14 protein-coding genes are annotated in these 17,068 nt (G+C 73.6%); 5 read left to right on the plus strand and 9 right to left on the minus strand.

Features of this window, described 5'->3' with window-relative positions; translation table 11 throughout:
* Positions 1-14: 14 nt before the first annotated feature.
* From OP04_RS54705 to OP04_RS19390, 3 genes are all read right to left on the minus strand, one after another.
* On the minus strand, positions 15-1,640 hold the full coding sequence (locus OP04_RS54705) for a hypothetical protein (RefSeq protein ID WP_033341144.1): 1,626 nt from the start codon (positions 1,638-1,640) through the stop codon (positions 15-17).
* A 27-nt stretch (positions 1,641-1,667) separates the two neighbouring features.
* Positions 1,668-2,210 carry a hypothetical protein gene (locus OP04_RS49825; RefSeq protein WP_157240046.1) on the minus strand — a complete coding sequence of 181 codons (543 nt, stop codon included), beginning with the start codon at positions 2,208-2,210 and terminating at the stop codon, positions 1,668-1,670.
* 92 nt (positions 2,211-2,302) lie between these two features.
* Positions 2,303-3,295 carry a helix-turn-helix domain-containing protein gene (locus OP04_RS19390; protein WP_051798306.1) on the minus strand — a complete coding sequence of 331 codons (993 nt, stop codon included), beginning with the start codon at positions 3,293-3,295 and terminating at the stop codon, positions 2,303-2,305.
* Between the two features lie 52 nt (positions 3,296-3,347).
* Between OP04_RS19390 and OP04_RS19395 the strand changes: the two genes are divergently transcribed.
* From OP04_RS19395 to OP04_RS19410, 4 genes are all read left to right on the plus strand, one after another.
* On the plus strand, positions 3,348-4,034 hold the full coding sequence (locus OP04_RS19395; RefSeq protein ID WP_033341145.1) for an alpha/beta fold hydrolase: 687 nt from the start codon (positions 3,348-3,350) through the stop codon (positions 4,032-4,034).
* Positions 4,035-4,050: 16 nt separating this feature from the next.
* On the plus strand, positions 4,051-5,085 hold the full coding sequence (locus OP04_RS19400; RefSeq protein WP_033341146.1) for an aminoglycoside phosphotransferase family protein: 1,035 nt from the start codon (positions 4,051-4,053) through the stop codon (positions 5,083-5,085).
* 100 nt (positions 5,086-5,185) lie between these two features.
* A complete protein-coding gene (locus OP04_RS19405) occupies positions 5,186-6,610 on the plus strand; it encodes an alpha-amylase (RefSeq protein ID WP_232323642.1) in 1,425 nt (474 codons plus the stop codon).
* A 257-nt stretch (positions 6,611-6,867) separates the two neighbouring features.
* Positions 6,868-9,027 (plus strand): primosomal protein N', encoded by a 2,160-nt coding sequence (locus OP04_RS19410; protein ID WP_033341184.1) that lies wholly within the window; start codon positions 6,868-6,870, stop codon positions 9,025-9,027.
* A 289-nt stretch (positions 9,028-9,316) separates the two neighbouring features.
* On the opposite strand, the gene OP04_RS19415 is transcribed toward OP04_RS19410, so the two are convergent.
* The 3 genes from OP04_RS19415 to OP04_RS19425 form a co-directional block, all read right to left on the minus strand.
* Complete coding sequence (locus OP04_RS19415) at positions 9,317-10,366, minus strand: hypothetical protein (RefSeq protein ID WP_033341147.1); 1,050 nt, start codon at positions 10,364-10,366, stop codon at positions 9,317-9,319.
* Positions 10,367-10,457: 91 nt separating this feature from the next.
* Complete coding sequence (locus OP04_RS19420; RefSeq protein WP_051798307.1) at positions 10,458-10,862, minus strand: hypothetical protein; 405 nt, start codon at positions 10,860-10,862, stop codon at positions 10,458-10,460.
* Complete coding sequence (locus tag OP04_RS19425) at positions 10,859-11,572, minus strand: hypothetical protein (RefSeq protein ID WP_051798308.1); 714 nt, start codon at positions 11,570-11,572, stop codon at positions 10,859-10,861. Before OP04_RS19425 ends, OP04_RS19420 begins: the two co-directional genes overlap by 4 nt.
* A gap of 106 nt (positions 11,573-11,678) precedes the next feature.
* On the opposite strand from OP04_RS19425, the gene OP04_RS56470 reads away from it, so the two are divergent.
* Positions 11,679-12,392, plus strand: coding sequence for a GntR family transcriptional regulator (locus tag OP04_RS56470; protein WP_033341148.1), 714 nt, complete (start codon positions 11,679-11,681; stop codon positions 12,390-12,392).
* 7 nt (positions 12,393-12,399) lie between these two features.
* On the opposite strand, the gene OP04_RS19435 is transcribed toward OP04_RS56470, so the two are convergent.
* The 3 genes from OP04_RS19435 to OP04_RS19445 form a co-directional block, all read right to left on the minus strand.
* Positions 12,400-12,780 (minus strand): zf-HC2 domain-containing protein, encoded by a 381-nt coding sequence (locus tag OP04_RS19435; RefSeq protein WP_033341149.1) that lies wholly within the window; start codon positions 12,778-12,780, stop codon positions 12,400-12,402.
* A gap of 204 nt (positions 12,781-12,984) precedes the next feature.
* Positions 12,985-14,838, minus strand: coding sequence for a discoidin domain-containing protein (locus OP04_RS19440; protein WP_033341150.1), 1,854 nt, complete (start codon positions 14,836-14,838; stop codon positions 12,985-12,987).
* Positions 14,825-16,927 carry a hypothetical protein gene (locus tag OP04_RS19445; RefSeq protein WP_033341151.1) on the minus strand — a complete coding sequence of 701 codons (2,103 nt, stop codon included), beginning with the start codon at positions 16,925-16,927 and terminating at the stop codon, positions 14,825-14,827. Before OP04_RS19445 ends, OP04_RS19440 begins: the two co-directional genes overlap by 14 nt.
* Between the last annotated feature and the right edge of the window lie 141 nt (positions 16,928-17,068).

Here is a 17,068-nt window from a genome sequence, read left to right on the forward strand (position 1 = left end):
GGCCCAGGGCCGGACTATCCACGTTTCTTGAGAATGATCTCGACGAGCTTGTCGAGGCCCGACTCGGCGGCGGTCTCGGAGGCCTTCGGCACGACGGTCTCGACCCGTTCCAGGTTCTGGCCGTCGTCCGCGGTCCCCCGGATGATCTCCCGGGCGGAGTCCTCGTCCGCCTCGACCGCGTCGGGGTTGGTGTCATCGGTGACCACGGTCTCCGACAGTCCCTCCGGGTTGGTGCCGGTGGGCGAGGCGTCGTCGATGGCGGCCTCGACGGCGCGGCCCGTGCTCTCGCCGACCCGCTCGTTCGCGTCCTCCTGGATGGAGTCCAGGTCGCGTTCGGCGTCGAACGGCAACGGCTTCGGCGGCAGCGGCTTGTCGTCCGGCGTCGGCGGCAACGGCTTCTCCGGCAGCGGCTTGTCACCCGGCAGCGACGGCAACGGCTTGTCGTCCGGCGTGGCCGGCAACGGCTTGTCGACCGGTGGCAGCGGCTTGTCCGTCGTCGGGGCGCCCGTGCCGAGGTCCGGGGTGTCGCGCGGCTTGTTGAGCGCCTCGTTCTCCTTGATGATCTCCAGCCGCTCCCGGTCCTTGCGGATCTGGTTGCCACCGCTGACGATGCCGGCCCCTACCGCGCCGACGATGATCGTGGAGAAGTCCAGCGGCTCGCCGTTGAGGCCCTGCTCGATGACGGACTGCCCGATGGCCGCCCCGCCCTCCCGCGCGCCGACCAGGATCCCGTGATCGCGCGGCACGTTCGTGATCCCCTCACGCGCCTTGACGATGCCGTCCGAGATCGTGCCGGCCTTGACCTTGGTGAACGGGATCTTCACCGCCTGGGTGACCTTCGCGCCGGCGCGCAGCACGTTGCCGCCCGGCACCAGCGAGAGCAGGTCGACCAGGAACGTGCCGGCCTTGAACGTGCCGTTCGCGATCGAGCCGATCGTGCGGATCGCCAGCGACAGCCCGGCGAGCGCGAGCCCGACGAACGGCGCGACCAGCGTGATGATCGCGATGAGCACGTCGATGATGATCTGGACGAACGGGAAGTCCTGGAAGAAGTCGCCGATCTTCTCGAAGAACCCGCGCTCCGGGATGGCGAGCGCGGCGGCGCGGTCGAGCGCGTCCGCCGCCGCGTCCGCGGCCCGCAGCCTGGCCGCCTGCGCGTCGGCCGCCTCGGCCCGCACCTGGCTGAGCAGCGACCGGGCCGCGTCGATGTCGTCCTGCCGCGCGTCCGCGTCCGCGCGCTGTTCCGCGGTGGCGTCCGTGGCGAGGTCGGGCAGCGTGGTGCCGGCCAGGCCCTCGACCGCCTGGGCACGGTCCATCGCGACGTCGATGCGCTGCTGGGCGTCGGCGAGCGCGTCCGCGTACCCCCGGTACGCGTCCGCGGCCACGCCGAACGAGTCCGCGGTCTTGCGCAGCTTGTCCGGCAGCGACTTGAGCGCCTTGCGCAACGCGTTCATCGCCTCGCCGCGGCCGGCTTCCAGCTCGCCGCCGCTGCCGAGCACGCGGAATCCGGTGAGTGCGTTGTCCCGGACCTGGTCGTGCCGGTCCGCGAAGCTGCGGATCAGGTCCGGGTCGCCGGGCGTCGGGTCCACACCTGGTGCGAAGCCGAGTACCTCGTACCCGAAGGTGTGCCGTCTCACCATGCGCCGTCTCCTGTCAGTTCTTCCGGATCAGTCGTCACCGTTGGCTTTCCGCCCGTCCGGGCCGAGCGCGAACCAGGTGCCGTCGACGGCCTCGCCCGCGAAGCCGCCCGGCCCGGTGTCCCCGGTGTACCGGTACGCCGGCCAGCCGCCGACCGTGACCTGCAGCGTGCCGTCGCCGCGTTTGATGGCGCCGAGCAGCTCCTCGTCCAGCCCTTTGAAAATGATCTTGTTGCGGGTCAGCACCGGCGGCCACAGCTCGGCGCACGCGCCCTTGCACCGTGACTGCGGCGGGTCGGCGGAGTCGCCGTCCCACCGGTAGAGCGTGAACCCGTCGCTGTCCTCCACCACGGTGCCGAGCCGCTCGTTGCTCCCGGCGCGGATCGACGCGGGCCAGTAGCCGCCGTCCGGGCTGGTGCTCTGCTGCGCGGCCGGCGCGCCGGTCGTGGCCGGGGCGTCCGTCAGCGGGATCAGTGGCGGCGGCGCCGTCGACGCGCACGCCCCGAGGCTCAGCAGGCCCGACAACGCCACCACGGCGGTACGGAGCGGTCGGCGGGGCGGACGTCGTGGCATGGAACATCTCCAGGGAGTCAACATGAGTATCGGCCATGATGAAGCGGCCGGCTAAACGAATGATAGACGCAGGAACAGCGCGCCAATCCTACTCAGGGAATAGGAATTGGCCGCGCCTCACCGAGCTCTCTACGAGCACGATGGCCGACCGGTTCACCACCGTCCGGCCCGTACCGGCGCCGGTACTCGGTGGGCGTGGTGCCGAGTGAGCGGCGCATGACGGTGCGCAGATGGGACGCGGTGCCGAGGCCGCTGCGGCGCGCGACGACCTCCATCCGGGTCTCGCCGCGTTCCAGCAGGCGGCAGGCGATCAGCACCCGCCCGCGGGTCAGCCAGGCCAGCGGCGGCACGCCGACCTGCGCCTGGAAACGGCGGTGCAGCGTGGCCACGCTGATCCCGGCCGCGGCGGCCAGCTCCGCCACGCCGACCGGCTCGTGCAGCCGCGCCTGCGCCCAGCTCAGCAGCGGCGTCAGCGACTCGTCGTGCACCGCGGGCATCGGGCGCTCCACGGACTGGGACTGGAACCCGTCGCGGTGCACCGGGAACGCCAGCCGCTTCGCGACCACGCACCCGGTCTCGGCGCCGTGGTCGAGGCGGATCACGTGCAGGCCGAGGTCGAGCGCGGCGGCGCTGCCGGCCGCGGTGAGCACGTCACCGTCGTCGGCGAACAACGCGTCAGGCTCCACCCGTACCCCCGGGAACCGCTGTTGAAGTGTGGTGGTCAGGTCGCGGTGGGTGGCGACGCGACGGCCGTCCAGCACGCCGGCCTCGGCCAGCGTGAAGACGCCGCCGCCGGACGCGATCAGCCGCGCGCCACGCGCATGCGCCCTGGCCAGGGCCGTGCCGACCGCGGGCGCGACCGTCTGCATCGGACGGTCCGGGACGATGATCGTGTCCGCGGTCTCCAGCGCCTCCAGTCCGTGCGCGGGTGCGATCAGGCCGCCGCGCGTGGTGGTGTGCGGCGACGCGGCGCAGATGGTCAGCGCGTAGAGCGGCGGCGCGAAGATCTCGGTGGCGGCGCCGGCCTCGAACGCGCTGGACTGCTCCTCGATCAGCAGCGCCACCTGCGACAAACGGTTCGTCATCTGCGATTCATAGCACTCCCCGATTGACGTCCCGGCGATCAGGATCGGCGGTGTGAAGAACTACGTACTGATCCCCGGCGCCTGGCACGGCGCGTGGGCGTGGCAGCCGGTCGCCCAGCGGCTGCGGGCCGCCGGCCACCGCGCGCTGACGCTGACCATGCCGGGCATCGACGACGGCGACACCACGGTCCGGCTCACCGACGCGATCGCGCACATCACGAACACCATCCGGCGGTACGACCTGCGCGACGTGGTGCTGGTCGCGCACAGCTGGGGCGGTTACCCGGCGACCGGCGCCGCGCACGAGGTCCCGGACCGGATCGCCGAGGTGGTGTACGTCAGCGCGGTCGTGCCGGCCGCCGGCGTGTCCCAGCTGGACGAGCTGCCGGCCGAGATGGGCGCGTTCGTCGGCGCGACCGTCGCGGCCGAGGGCGTGGTGCCGATCGACCTCGCGTCGCTGCAGGCCGTGCTGATGCCGGGCGAGCCGGAGCAGGTGCAGCGCACCGTGCACGAGCTGCTGGTCCCGCACCCGGGCCACTACTTCACGGACGCGCTGGACCTGCCGCCGGTGACCGAGATCGGGCTGACCGCGCGCTACGTGCTGGCCGAGCGGGACATCGCGCTGGCCAAGCCGGGCGCGGAGTTCGCGGCCCGGATCGGCGTCACGCCGCAGCCGGTGCCGGGCGGCCACGAGGCGATGATCACCCACCCCGACGAGGTGGCCGAGGCGCTGCTCTGACACCTACGGTCAGATCATGACGTTTCCGATCGATCTGGTGCAGGACGGATGGTCTGCCGAGGAGCTGGAACACGGCTCGGCGAACGAGACCACCGGCGGCGTGTGGCGGGTGCGCCGCGACGACGGCCCGGCCGTGCTGAAGATCGCGACGCCGAAGCGGGACGGCGCGGCCGCGCACATGGCCGCGAGCGCGGATCCGGGGCACTTCAACTACTGGCGGCGCGAGCCGTGCGCCTATGAGGAGGGTGTTCCGCAGACGCTGTTCGCCGACGGCGGCCTGTCCGCGCCGGACTGCCTGGAGGTGCGGGAACGCGCGGACGGCTCGGTGGCGATGTGGCTGGAGGACGTGCCGGGAGCCTCCGGCGCGTCCTTCGGCGTGTCCGAGCTGGGCGACGTCGCGTACCGGCTCGGTGCCGCCCAGGCCCGCTGGACCGATCGCCCGCCGCCGGACGTGGCCTGGCTGCCGCGCGACTTCATGGCCGACGCCACGCTGGCCCAGCCGGTCCCGGACCACGTGGACTGGGATCACCCGATCGTGGCCTCGGCCTGGTCACCCGCGCTGCGCGACGGCCTGCGGCGGCTGTGGGACCGGCGCCTCGACGTGCTGGCGGCCGGGCGCGCGCTGCCGCAGACCATGTGCCACCACGACGTGTGGTCGCTCAACCTGATCGGCGCGGAGCACGGCCCGGTGCTGCTGGACTGGACGTTCGTGGGTCCGGGCGCGATCGGCGGGGACGCGGCGAACCTGGCGCTGGACCCGTTCTTCGACGGGCTGATCGACGTGTCGCTGCTGGACGAGGTGCTGGACGAGGTGACGGAGTCGTACGTGCGCGGCCTTCGCGGCACCGTCGCGCCGGACGTGGCGCGGCGGGCGATCCGGGTGATGGGCGCGGCACGCTTCTTCTGGTTCGCGCCGCGGATGGTGGCCTCCGTGGACCAGGCGGTCGACAACAACGGCTACAGCTATGACAACCGGGACAAGGCGGAGCGGTTCGCCGGGCGCGCGCCGATCTTCCGGGTGCTGGCCGAGTGGGCGGAGAGCGCCCGATGATGTCCTTAATGGATTGATAAGACTTGATCTTGCAAGGCCCACCCTCCACGCCTATGCTCCCGAAAACCCCAGACCCAGACCAACCCGACGGGGGTACGACGTGAGCAGTGTCCGCAGACGGCGAGGGCTGCACGCCGCGACGGCCGCGGTCGTGCTGGCCGGCGCCGGTGCCGCGTTCGCGATCGGCGCGGTCGCGACCGGCCCGGACGCGAACGCGGAACCGCCCGGCAGCCGTGACGTGACGGCCGTGATGTTCGAGTGGCGCTTCGACTCGATCGGTCGTGAGTGCACGAACCGGCTGGGTCCGGCCGGCTACGGCTTCGTTCAGGTCAGCCCGCCGATGGAGCACATCCAGGGCGCGGCGTGGTGGACGTCGTACCAGCCGGTCAGCTACCAGATCGCGGGCCGGCTCGGCAACCGTGACCAGTTCAAATCCATGGTCGACGCCTGCCACGCCGCCGGGGTGAAGGTGGTCGCGGACTCCGTGATCAACCACATGAGCGCGGGCAACGGGACCGGGACCGGCGGGACTTCTTACACTAAATACACCTATCCCGGGACTTATGCGGATTGGGACTTCCACACCTGCCGCACGAAGATCAATAACTACACCGATCGCGGCAACGTGCAGGACTGCGAGCTGGAGAACCTCTCCGACCTGAACACCGGCAGCGACTACGTGCGCGGGCGGATCGCGGCCTACCTCAACGACCTGGCGTCGCTGGGCGTGGACGGGTTCCGGATCGACGCGGCCAAGCACATGGCCGCGGCGGACCTGGCCGCGATCAAGTCGAAGCTGACGAACCCGGGCGCGTACTGGAAGCAGGAGGTCATCTTCGGCGCCGGCGAGGCCGTGACCCCTGCCGAGTACCTCGGCACCGGCGACGTGCAGGAGTTCCGGTACGCCCGCGACCTCAAGCGCGTCTTCCAGAGCGAGAACCTGGCGTACCTGAAGAACTACGGCGAGGGCTGGGGCTACCTGGCGTCCGGGCAGTCCGCGGTGTTCGTCGACAACCACGACACCGAGCGGGTCGGCGACACGCTCAACTACAAGAACGGCGCCGACTACACGCTCGCCAACGTGTTCATGCTGGCCTGGCCGTACGGCGCCCCGGACGTCAACTCCGGGTACGAGTGGACGGACAAGGACGCGGGCCCGCCGAACGGCGGCACCGTGAACGCCTGCTGGGCCGACGGCTGGAAGTGCCAGCACGCGTGGCCGCAGATCGAGAACATGGTCGCGTTCCGCAACGCGGCCGGCGACACCGCGGTCACGAACTGGTGGGACAACGGCGGCGACCAGATCGCGTTCGGCCGGGGCAGCCGCGCCTACGTGGCGATCAACCACGAGACGGCGGCGCTGACCCGCACGTTCCAGACGTCGCTGCCGGCCGGGACGTACTGCGACGTCCAGCACGGCGAGCGCACCTCCGGCGGCTGCACGGGCCCGACGTACACGGTCGACTCCTCGGGCCGCTTCACCGCCACCGTCGCGAGCCAGGACGCGATCGCGCTGCACGTCTGATCTCGCCTGACCGGAATCCTGTCGGAGGTGTCTGACAGGATTCCGGGGTGGGTGACGAATCGGCCGAGGAGCTGTCGCTGGACGGGCTGACCCTGACCGCGGACGCGGTCGGGGGCGGTGCGGCGGCGGCGCGCGCGGTGGCCGCGAAGGCCGCCACGCCCCCGCCGAAGCCGGGCGGCAAACCGCCCCGCACCCGCGCGGCCAAGCCGAAACCGCCGCGTGAGCCGGCCGAGGTGCTGCCGGTCGCCCGCGTCTGCGTGGACGTGCCGCTCCCCCACCTGGACCGCGCGTTCGACTACCTGGTGCCCGCCGAGCTGGACGCGACCGCGCAGCCCGGCACGCGCGTGCGGGTGCGGTTCGCCGGGCAGCTGGTCGACGGCTGGCTGTTGGAGCGCGTGGCGACGTCGTCGCACGAGGGCAAGCTCGGCTTCATCGACAAGCTGGTGTCGCCGGAGCGCGTGCTCACCGACGAGGTGCTCCGCCTGGTCCGCACGGTCGCCGAGCGCTACGCCGGCAGCCTGGCGGATGTGCTCCGCCTCGCGGTCCCGGCCCGCCACGCCCGCGCCGAGCAGCAGAAACGCGCGCCGGGGAACGCCGCCCCGCCACGCGGGACCACCGGCGAGCCGGCGCCTGCCGCGATCGGTGACCCCGCACCCGAGGCAGCCGGCCCGAGCGACGAGCCGGCGGGCTCCGGAGCGGCCGCCGTTCCCGAGGAGCCCGGGGCAGCCGGCGGCCCGGACGCGACCGGCGACCCCGCTGCCGAGGCCGCGGAAGAGCCACCACCCACCACCACGGGGGTACGCGCGGAGCGCGCCGACGCCTCGGACGGCGCGACCGTGACGGGGGCCGCGTCGGTCACGGAGCGGGCCGGCGAAGGGTGGGGGCCGTACCCTCATGGGCCCGGTTTTCTGATGGCGCTCGAAGAGCGACGCGCGCCGCGGGCCGTGTGGTCCGCGCTGCCCGGCGAGGACTGGCCGCGGCGGATCGCGCAGGCCGCCGCGGTGACCGTCGCCGCAGGTCAGGGCGTGGTCGCGGTGGTACCGGACGCGCGCGACCTGGAACGGCTGGACGCGGCGCTGAGCGCGGAGCTCGGCCCGGGGCGGCACACCACGCTGGCCGCGTCGCTGGGCCCGGAGAAGCGGTACCGGGCGTTCCTGGCCGGGCTGCGCGGCGAGGCGCCGGTGGTGATCGGCACGCGCGCGGCCGCGTTCGCGCCGGTCCGCGACCTGGGCCTGGTGGTCATCTGGGACGACGGCGACGACTCGCACGGCGAGCCGCGCGCGCCCTACCCGCACGCGCGTGAGGTGCTGCTGACCCGTGCGCAGCTGGCCGGCGCGGCCGTGCTGGCCGGCGGGTTCACCCGGACCGCGGAGGCGCAGCAGCTGGTGGAGACCGGCTGGGCGCGCGAGCTGGCCGGCAGCCGGGACGCGCTCCGGGCGCGCGCGCCGCACGTGGCCCCGATCGGCGACGATCCGCAGCTGGCCCGCGACGCGGCCGCCGCGACCGCGCGGCTGCCGAGCGTGGCCTGGGAGGCGGCGCGGACCGCGCTGCGGGCGGGCGCGCCCGTGCTGGTGCAGGTACCGAGGCGCGGCTACCTGCCGTCGACCGCGTGCCAGACCTGCCGGCAGCCGGCGCGCTGCGCGCACTGCCAGGGCCCGCTGGAACTGCGCTCGTCGCACGCGGTGCCCGCCTGCCGCTGGTGCGGCCGGGTCGCGGCGGACTTCACCTGCCCGGAGTGCGGCGGCCACCGGCTGCGCGCGTCGATCATCGGCGCGCGCCGGACCGCGGAGGAGCTGGGCCGCGCGTTCCCCGGCGTGCCGGTGCGCACGTCCGGCCGCGACGAGGTGCTGACCGCCGTGCCCGCCGAGCCCGCGGTCGTGGTCTGCACGCCCGGCGCGGAGCCGGTCGCGGACGGCGGCTACGGCGCGGTGCTGCTGCTGGACACCTGGGCGCTGCTCACCCGCGCCGACCTGCGCGCGGGCGAGGAGACGCTGCGCCGCTGGCTGACCGCGGCCGCGCTGGCCCGCCCGCACCGTGGCGGCGGGCGCGTGGTCGTGGTCGCGGACGGCGGCATCCCCGCCGTGCAGGCGCTGCTGCGCTGGGACCCCGCCTGGTACGCCGCACGCGAGCTGGCCGAACGCCGCGAACTCGCGTTCCCGCCCGCGTCCCGGATGGCCAGCCTGACCGGCCCGCCCGACGCGGTCGCCGACCTGCTGGAGACCGCCCGCCTCCCCGCCGAGGCCGAGCTGCTCGGCCCGGTCCCCGCCGCCGACGACCAGGAACGCATGCTGGTCCGGGTCCGCCGCGGCGCGGCCGGCGCGCTCGCGAAGGCGCTGCACGAGGCCGCCGGCGTCCGCAGCGCCCGCAAGGCCCCCCACCCCGTCCGCATCCAGATCGACCCCCACGACCTCTTCTGACGCGTCCGCAAACGTAAAGGCCGCAGTGCCGCAAACGTAAAGGCAACTCCCCCGCAAACGTAAAGGCAAACGCCCCGCAAACGTAAAGTCGATCATGGGATCGGGCGCGGGCTGACGGGTCCGCGACCCCCGTCTCCGCCGCGGAACCGTCCTGCCCCCGTGCCCCGGATCAAGGAAAGCAGGAGGGTGGGCGTCCGGGTGGTGATTCCGCATCAGATCGGAGTGCACGGGCGATCGGTGCAGGTCGGAAGGCGTCCGGAGTGGGGCGGAACCGGAGAGTTCCGGAGGATCAGGCGCCGAGGTCGGTCAGCACGATGTCGGTGAACTCGACGTCCAGCGCCGGATTGCCGCCCAGCTGGAACGTCAGCTCGCTCGACTGGCTGGTCACACCGCCGACGAAATTGTAGGTGTGCGGCTGCGGCGAGCTGGTCACCGCGAACTGCTCCATCAGCGAGTCCTCGTACGGCCACTGGTTGTGCTGCACGCGCACGGCCAGCGTGACGTCCGCCGACGCGGACGCGATGAAGGTCAGCGTGTACCGGTGCCCGGCGATGATCGGCAGGCAGCCGCGGATGGCCAGCCAGTCGTAGGGCAGGACGCCGGCGCCCGTGTCGATCGCCGCGGCCCAGTGATGCGTGCCGAAATCCCTCAGGTGGACGTGGTCCCTGTTGGCCCACCAGGCGTTGTAGATCGGGTTGCTCGGCACCTCCGGCCGCGGCACCTCCAGCAGGTCGCCGCCGTCGGCCGGCGCGGAGGCCGTGCACAGCGGGTCGACGACCAGCGGCGACTCCGGCGCGTCCGGAGCCGCGATCTCCGGGCCGGTTTCCGGGGCCGCGCTCCGGTTCGCGACGAAAGCCCAGGTCAGGCCGCCCGCGAGGACGGCGAGCACGACCACGATCGCGACGGCGGGCAGCATCCAGCGGCGGCGGGTGCCCGGCAGCGGCACGACCTCGCCGAACCGGTCCCGGTCCTGGCCCTGGCCCTGGCCCTGCTCCTGGTCCTCGGGGAGCGGAGCCTCCTCCGAGGACGACGGTGACGCGGCGACGGCCTTGCGGCGCAACGACTTCTGCAGCTCGTAGACCCGGACCATGGTGTCGTGGCGGGTCCGCCACTGCGCGATCACGGTCGCGTCGCCGCCGCAGATCTCGATGATCGGCACCACCATGCGGTCGAACGACGGCGGTGTCTTGACCGTGCCGGCGAGCACCGCGTAGACCTGCGAGTCGCTCATCGAATGCCTGCTCACCACGTACGACCTGGTCTGGCCGGACGCCCTGACATAGCCGTCGAGCTGCGCGCAGAAGTGCCGGACCGGGCTTTCCTCGTTCTCCGCCGTCATGCCGCTCCCTGCTTGCGAATGTGGCCGAACGACATCGTAGGGCTACACACCCATCGATTTCCCCACACCCGCCCGGACAGTGCCGTACGGCTCAGAAGACCTGCTCGTGCGCCACCCGGGTGTACGCGAGGAGCTCCTCACGGGAACGGTCCGGTACCGCGTAGGCCCGGCCGCGGATGAGCGACAGGAAGTCCCCCGGCAGCGCGACGTTGCGGCGCTCCACGAAGAACGCCAGGCTCTGCCGCCACAGCCAGTCGCCGTCCGTCATGATCGTGTAGCCCTCGATGATCCGGTGCGCGGGATCGAACGGATCGCTGACCGAGCCCATCACGTCGATCAGCACGTGCCCGGCCTTGAGGTAGGCGACCACATCGGCCAGATCGGGCAGTTCCTCGGCGCGAAGGCTGTCGTGCACGCTCGGCTGCGGCTCGCCGGACCGCACCGGCCCGAGCTCCTGGAACATGCCGGCGAGCGGCATCCGGCTGTTCTGCGTCACCTGTTGGTCTCCGGTCTGAACGGCTGCCATACCCCTGGGAACTGGATCTGCGGCTGCTGACCCGGCCCGCCGTGGCGGTCGGTGCCCACGGTGTTCGTCGGCGCCATCACGTCCACACCGAGCGAGTCTGCCACCTCCTGCGCGGCCGGTCGCACGCCGGCACCGGCATCCGGGGAAATCGTCCCGGACCAGCAGACCACCATGCGCACCGGGCCGCCGTCGTAACTCGGATTCGACCGGATCACGTCCGCCAGCTGGGCCGGGTGGATCGGCTCGCCGCTCGTGCGCGTGCCGTCCGGGCCGATCCGGCCCGGGTAGACGAAGCCGTCGCTCTCACCGTGCACGATCACGTCGTGATATCCCGGTATGCGCCCGATGTGGTCGAAGTTGTTCATGGTCTGGGCGTCGTAGCCGACCGCGGTCACGCCGTCGCCGTGATACACCGGATCGCCGTTCATCGTCTCCGCGTCCGGCGGACGGGACGGGGACATCGGGTCGTTGTGCCGCTCCGCCCAGTCCCGCCGGCGGCCCATGTCGTCCGTGCCGCCGCCGGCCCGGCCGCGGACCGCGCGGGTCTGCGCGGTCCGCTGACCCTCGACCACGGTATGCGCGCGGCCGCCGGGACCGCCACCGGCGTGCTGCCGGGACGGGGAACCGCCGCTGTCCGGCGTGTGGGGCGCCGTGCCGCCGCCCGGTGTTCTCGTCCCCATGGCCCCGTTCCGTCGTCCCCGTGCCGGTCGTCCGCGCCCGAGTATGCCCGAACCGCGCACGCCGCCGGGAAACACGGTGATAACCGGACCGGCATAGGGTCGGGACATGTCGGCGACCCGCCATCGATCCGTGCTGGTCACGCGGCTGTCGGGCCGGTCGCTGGGCAGCTCGCAGTCGGTGATCCTGGACGAGTTGCGGACCTGCATCCTGGACGGCGAGGTGCCGCCGGGCACGCCGATCCCGGTGGACGCGGTGGCGGCGGTGTTCGGGGTGAGCCGGATCCCGGTCCGGGAGGCGTTGATGACGCTGATCGGCGAGGGGCTGGTCGACCATCGGCCGAACTTCGGGTACCGGGTGGCGATGCTGACCGCGGCCGAGTTCGCGGAGATCTACCTGGTGCGGGAGGCGTTGGAGACCGCGGCGCTGCGGGTGGCGGTGGAACGGGCGGGCGAGGCGGACGTGGAGCGGGCACGGGCCGCGCATGCGGCGCTGGAGGAGGCGGTGCGGGCCGGGGACGGGCGGGCGCACCATCGGGAGAGCCGGCGGTTCCACCTCGCGCTGATCGAGCCCTGCCGGATGAGCCGGCTGCTCAACATGCTGGGCACGGCGTGGAACATGACCGAGCCGCTGCAGCCGATGTCCCATCTGGTCGCGGCCGAGCGCGCGTTGCTGCACGCGGACCACGCGGGCATGCTGACGGCGTTCACGGCGCGGGACGCTGATCGGCTGATCAGCGTGTGCGAGGCTCACCACCGGCGGCTCCAGGCGTTCATCACACGCCTTCCGCAGCACACCGGACTGTTCGCCGAGCCGGACTGAGTCTGGGTCAACGCTCCCGGGGCCGGCCGCGTGGCAGCTGTGGCGCCGGGCGCTTGCCCGGACGGCGCACCGGCGGGCCCGAGGTGCCGCGCGAATATCGCTGGTTGAGCGCGAAACGGCACGCCAGGCGTACCGCCGGCTCGATCTTCGCGGTGTGCTCGGCCGGAGCATCGGCGTGGTCGGCGACCAGAAGCTCCGCGATGTCCGCGGGCGAGAGCAGGTCGAGCGCGGCGGTGACGGCCCGCAGCTCGGCGAACTCCGCACCGCAGGAGAGGCAGTCGGCCAGGTGAGCGCGGATCTGCCGGTCCTCCGCGTCGCTCAGCCGGCCGAGCGCGTGAAGCCCGAGAAGCGCGCGGGCGGCATCATCGGAACAGCGGTAACCGGTCATCTCGACGCCCCACGGAGTGCCCTGCTGCCCATAGCGTCTGCCTTTGCTCGTAACGGTCGGTCGCCGTTTTAACGGCCGTTACCGAGCTTCAGTTCGACGTTCCGGTGAAAGTAATCCCCCTTCCACCCACTCGGGCAGCGTGGAGCGCCATCCGGACCAAGACGGAATCGAACGGACGGACTCGGACGCGGTGGTCCCACGGGATCAGAAGACGCGCAGCTCCAGGATCGAGTAACCGTACTGGGTGGACCGGCTCACGCCGACGACACGGACGTAGCGCGCGGCCGTGCCGCCCGCCGCGATGACCGCCTCGCCGCCGGTGGCGGCGTTGTTCGTATAGACGGTCCTCCACGCACTGCCGTCCGCGGAGAGGTCCACGTGGTACGCGGTGGCGTGCGCGTTCTCCCAGAAGATGTCCACGGTGGTGACCGCCCAGACGTCCCCCAGGTCCACCTGCAGCCACTCCGAGTCGGTGAATCCGCTGCTCCACCGCGAGGCCATGTCGCCGTCCACGGCCGCGCTCGCCGCCCACACCTCCCGCTCGACACTGGACGCGCTCGCGGCCCGGCCGAGCGCCAGGTTCGCGTTGCCCGCGTTCGCCTTCCCGGCCGGGACCGTCGCCGTTGCCCCGGTCGGCGTGGCCGTGACCGAGGCGCTCGCGGACCGCGACGGCGTGGCCGAGGACGAGGACGAGGGCGTGGCAGAGGCCGGCGGCGACGGCGAGACGGAGACCGGCGGCGGCGCGTCGGACGGCGGTCCCAGCGTGATCACGGTGCCGGTCCCCGGCACGATGGTGGCCTGCGGCGCCGCATCGGAATCGTCCGTCGGCAGCCGGCTGCCCAGCACGGCCGCCGCGATCGCGATCACGCCCACCAGCACGAGCGGCACAAGCCAAGGACGAAATCTCTCCGCGGTACGGGAGGCGCGTGCCGTCCCCGGCTGTGCCACCGGCGTGATGCTCTGGGTGAAGTCCTCGTCGAACTCGGACGGCCCGTCGTACGGTCGCACCCCGAACGTGCCGGACGCGAACGTCGGACTGCCGAACGTCGGGCTGTCGTCGGGCGCGTACTCCGCGGGGACACCGGAGACGGGAGCACCGGAGATCGGGGCGATCGGGGCACCGGAGACGGGGGCGCCCGAGACCGGAGCAGGTGCGGGCGCGGCCGGCAGGGCTGCTGCGGCGGCGGGAACGGCCGGCAGCGCGCGGGTGGCACCCGACCGGTCAGCGGGAGGCGATGGCGTCGGCGCGGCCGTCCGGGGCGGAACCGGCGCATTCTGGCCCGGTGCTGGCGGGACCGGTGCGCTCTGCTGCTGCGTGGACGGGGCCGGCCGCTGCCCCGGCGGGACCGGAGCGCCCTGCTGCTGCCCCGGGTCGGTCTGCGGGACCGGCGCGGCCGACGGGCTCTGCTGCGGGACCGGCTGCGGTGCGGGCGGGACCGCGGGCGCGGCCTGCGGTGCCTGTCGCGGCGCCGGCACTGCCTGCGGGATCTGACGCTGTCCCGGCACGGCCTGCGGGGCCTGACGCTGCACCGGCGGGGCCTGCGGGCCCTGACGCTGCGGCGGGATCTGGCGGGGCGGGGCCGGCGGGACCACCTGCGCGCCCGAGGTGTCCGCGGGAGCGGAGACGTAGGGCGGAAGCCCGCTGAGCGCCACCGCACGCTGCACCGGCGGCCGGCTGGTCGGGTTGGCGCCGCTCTCCGACGGCCGCAGCCGCTGCGCGCCACTCGCGCCGGGCCCGCGGCGGTGCCCGCCGCTGTCCGCCGGTCCACTCCCCTGCGCCGGGCGGTCGGACGCTCCGCCCGGCTGCGCGGGCCGGTCCGCAGCACCGCGTGCGGGCGTATCCGCCGCGCCATGAGCGGTCCTGTCCGTAGCACCGCGTGCGGGCGTGTCCCCGGCGCCGCGTGCGGGCCGGTCTGTCGCGCCGTGCGTCTGCGCCGGCTGCGTGGCCTGGCCGGGAGGCCCGGCCGGAGCGGAGCCGCCCGCCGGGCCGGGTGCCTTCGGGGGAACCTCCGGCGCCGGGGAGCTGTCCGGGGCCAGGTCGCGGTCAGGCGTCGCCATGGTCGTTTCTCTCCTGCTCGGTCACGTCGCTGTGGCCGTACCAGCCGGGTTCTTCGTGAGGGGTGGTCCGCGGGCGGACCGCGAACCAGCCGGAGGCGCGCGCGGACTGCGGCGCGTCCCGGACCAGCCGCGCGCGTGCGCCGACCGGGGCCGCGAGGTAGTTGGCCAGCAACCGCAGCAGCGGCTCCGCCACCTCGCCGGCCTCCAGCCAGATCACCTCGCGCTCGCCGACCCAGCCGGGGCGGCGCTCCGCGATCGTGGTGGCCAGGTCCCACACGGTGGCGGGCCGGCCGCCGAGCCGGAACGGCTGCCGCCAGTCCGGGCCGCGCGCGACCACGACCGTGCGCGCGCCCGGCGGCCGGGCCGGCGCGGCCGGGGACGACGGCGCGAGCGAGAGCAGCGGTTCCTCGTCGGCGGGGTGGGACGGGGCGCGGTGCGGCGTCCGGCGCGGCGGCGTGAGCGCGGCGTCGAGGTCGTGCTCCGCGAACGGGAAGCCGGTGTCCAGCCGCGCGGCGGGCCGGGGTTCGAGGCTGAGGCGGCGCGGCGTGCTGGCCCACCAGCCGTCCGCGCGGCGGGCGATCGTGACGGCCTGCAGCTGGTCCGCGAGGTGCTGCTCGACGTCCGGCTTGACCGGCGCGGAGCCGACCAGCAGGACCGGCCGCGCGTCGTTGTCCCGGTACGCCCCGATGATCTCGCCGAGCTGGTCCGGCTCGACCTCGCCCGCGTCCGTGCGGACCATGCCGCTGGGCCCGTCCACGGTGAGCAGCACCGCGAAGAGCCGGTCGTCGCGGCGCCACCAGCGCGGTGCGGTGGACCGCTGCGCGGCGAGCACCACGTCCGGCCGGTCCTCGGAGTCCGGCTCGACCAGGTGGTTGAGCTCCTCGGGCACGAAGCCGACGCGGGCGCGGACGTCGTCGGTGAGCCGGTTCAGCAGCGCGTGCAGCACCGGGAGCACGTCGTCCGGCAGCGGCAGGCCGGGCAGCCCGACCGCGATGGTGAGCCGCTCCGGCTGCCATTCGCGGCGGCGTACCGCGTCGAGGTGTTGTCCGGCGAACGGCGGCCGCACCCACAGGCCGAACTGGGTCGCCTCGATCACCCAGCGTTCGTTGAGACGGTAGGTGTCCGGGCCGGCGGGCCGCAGGTCGGCGAGGAACGCGAGGCGGCCGACCGGGGCCGGGGGCGCGCCGGGCGTGCACCGCAGCCGGGACACCGGGGGCGTCCACCAGTTGCCGCCGTCCTGGTCGACCGCGACCGAGACCAGGCGGTTCTCGCCGTCCAGTGTGGGCAGTCCGGTGGCGACCTCGACCGGGCGGTCCCAGCGCTCCGCGATGATCTCGGCGAGTCGTACCGCCTGAGCGGCTGTTCCGCCGTAAGGCGCGATGATCATCGAGGGGTCGAGCGCCTCCAGCACGGACAGGCAGGCGTCGACGCCGGGCGGCGGCGTGCCGGGGCGGCCGAGCACGACGGTGACGCGCTCGACGTCCATCGGGATGGCGAGGACGAGGTCGTCCAGGTCCGGGTCGGGCATGCCGGGCGCCTCCGAGAAGAGCCAGATCCCGGCGGGTACGGCGTACGCGCGGAGGCCCGGCGCCGCGTGCCGGACCAGCATGTCCGCCTCGGCCTCCCAGGCCGGCCGCGGGTGCCGGCGCCCGCCCGGCCGGACCTGGCCGTCCGGCGTGAACCAGCGCCACTCGTCGACCGCGAACATGCCGCCGCCGGGCACGAGCAGCAGCTGGCCGTTGGGCGCGTAGACATCCGCCTGGAGCTGGGTGGCGAGCGCGGCGGCCGGGGCCGCGGCGCCGGAGGCCATGCCGGCGCCGGAGACGGCGAGGCGGGCGGCGGAGCCGGGCGGGACCGCGATCGGGAGCACCTCGGTGATCAGTGCCCAGTCCGCCGGGCCGGCGAGCTGGCCGACGACCGTGACGATGCCGGGCTCGACCGGGAGCAGCGCGGCCATCGCCGTGATCGCGCCGCCCGGGTCGGGGCCGACCACCGCCAGATGTTCACTCACCCAGTTCAGCGCGCTCGAGACGCCGCGGCGCGGCGCGACCGGGTAGGCGGGGTGGCCGATCTGGCCGGGGAGCGTCATCGCCGGTGACCTACACGGCCCTGGCCTGCGGGAACAGGCACCACCAGCACGAGACCCATCGTTCTTGGACCTCTCAGTTCCACTCTGCACCTGACGCCGGAAACACCACATACTTGACGTGGGGAAACAGAAAGTCAATGA

It is taken from the genome of Catenuloplanes japonicus (assembly GCF_000717135.1).
Classification (GTDB): Bacteria; Actinomycetota; Actinomycetes; order Mycobacteriales; family Micromonosporaceae; genus Catenuloplanes; species Catenuloplanes japonicus.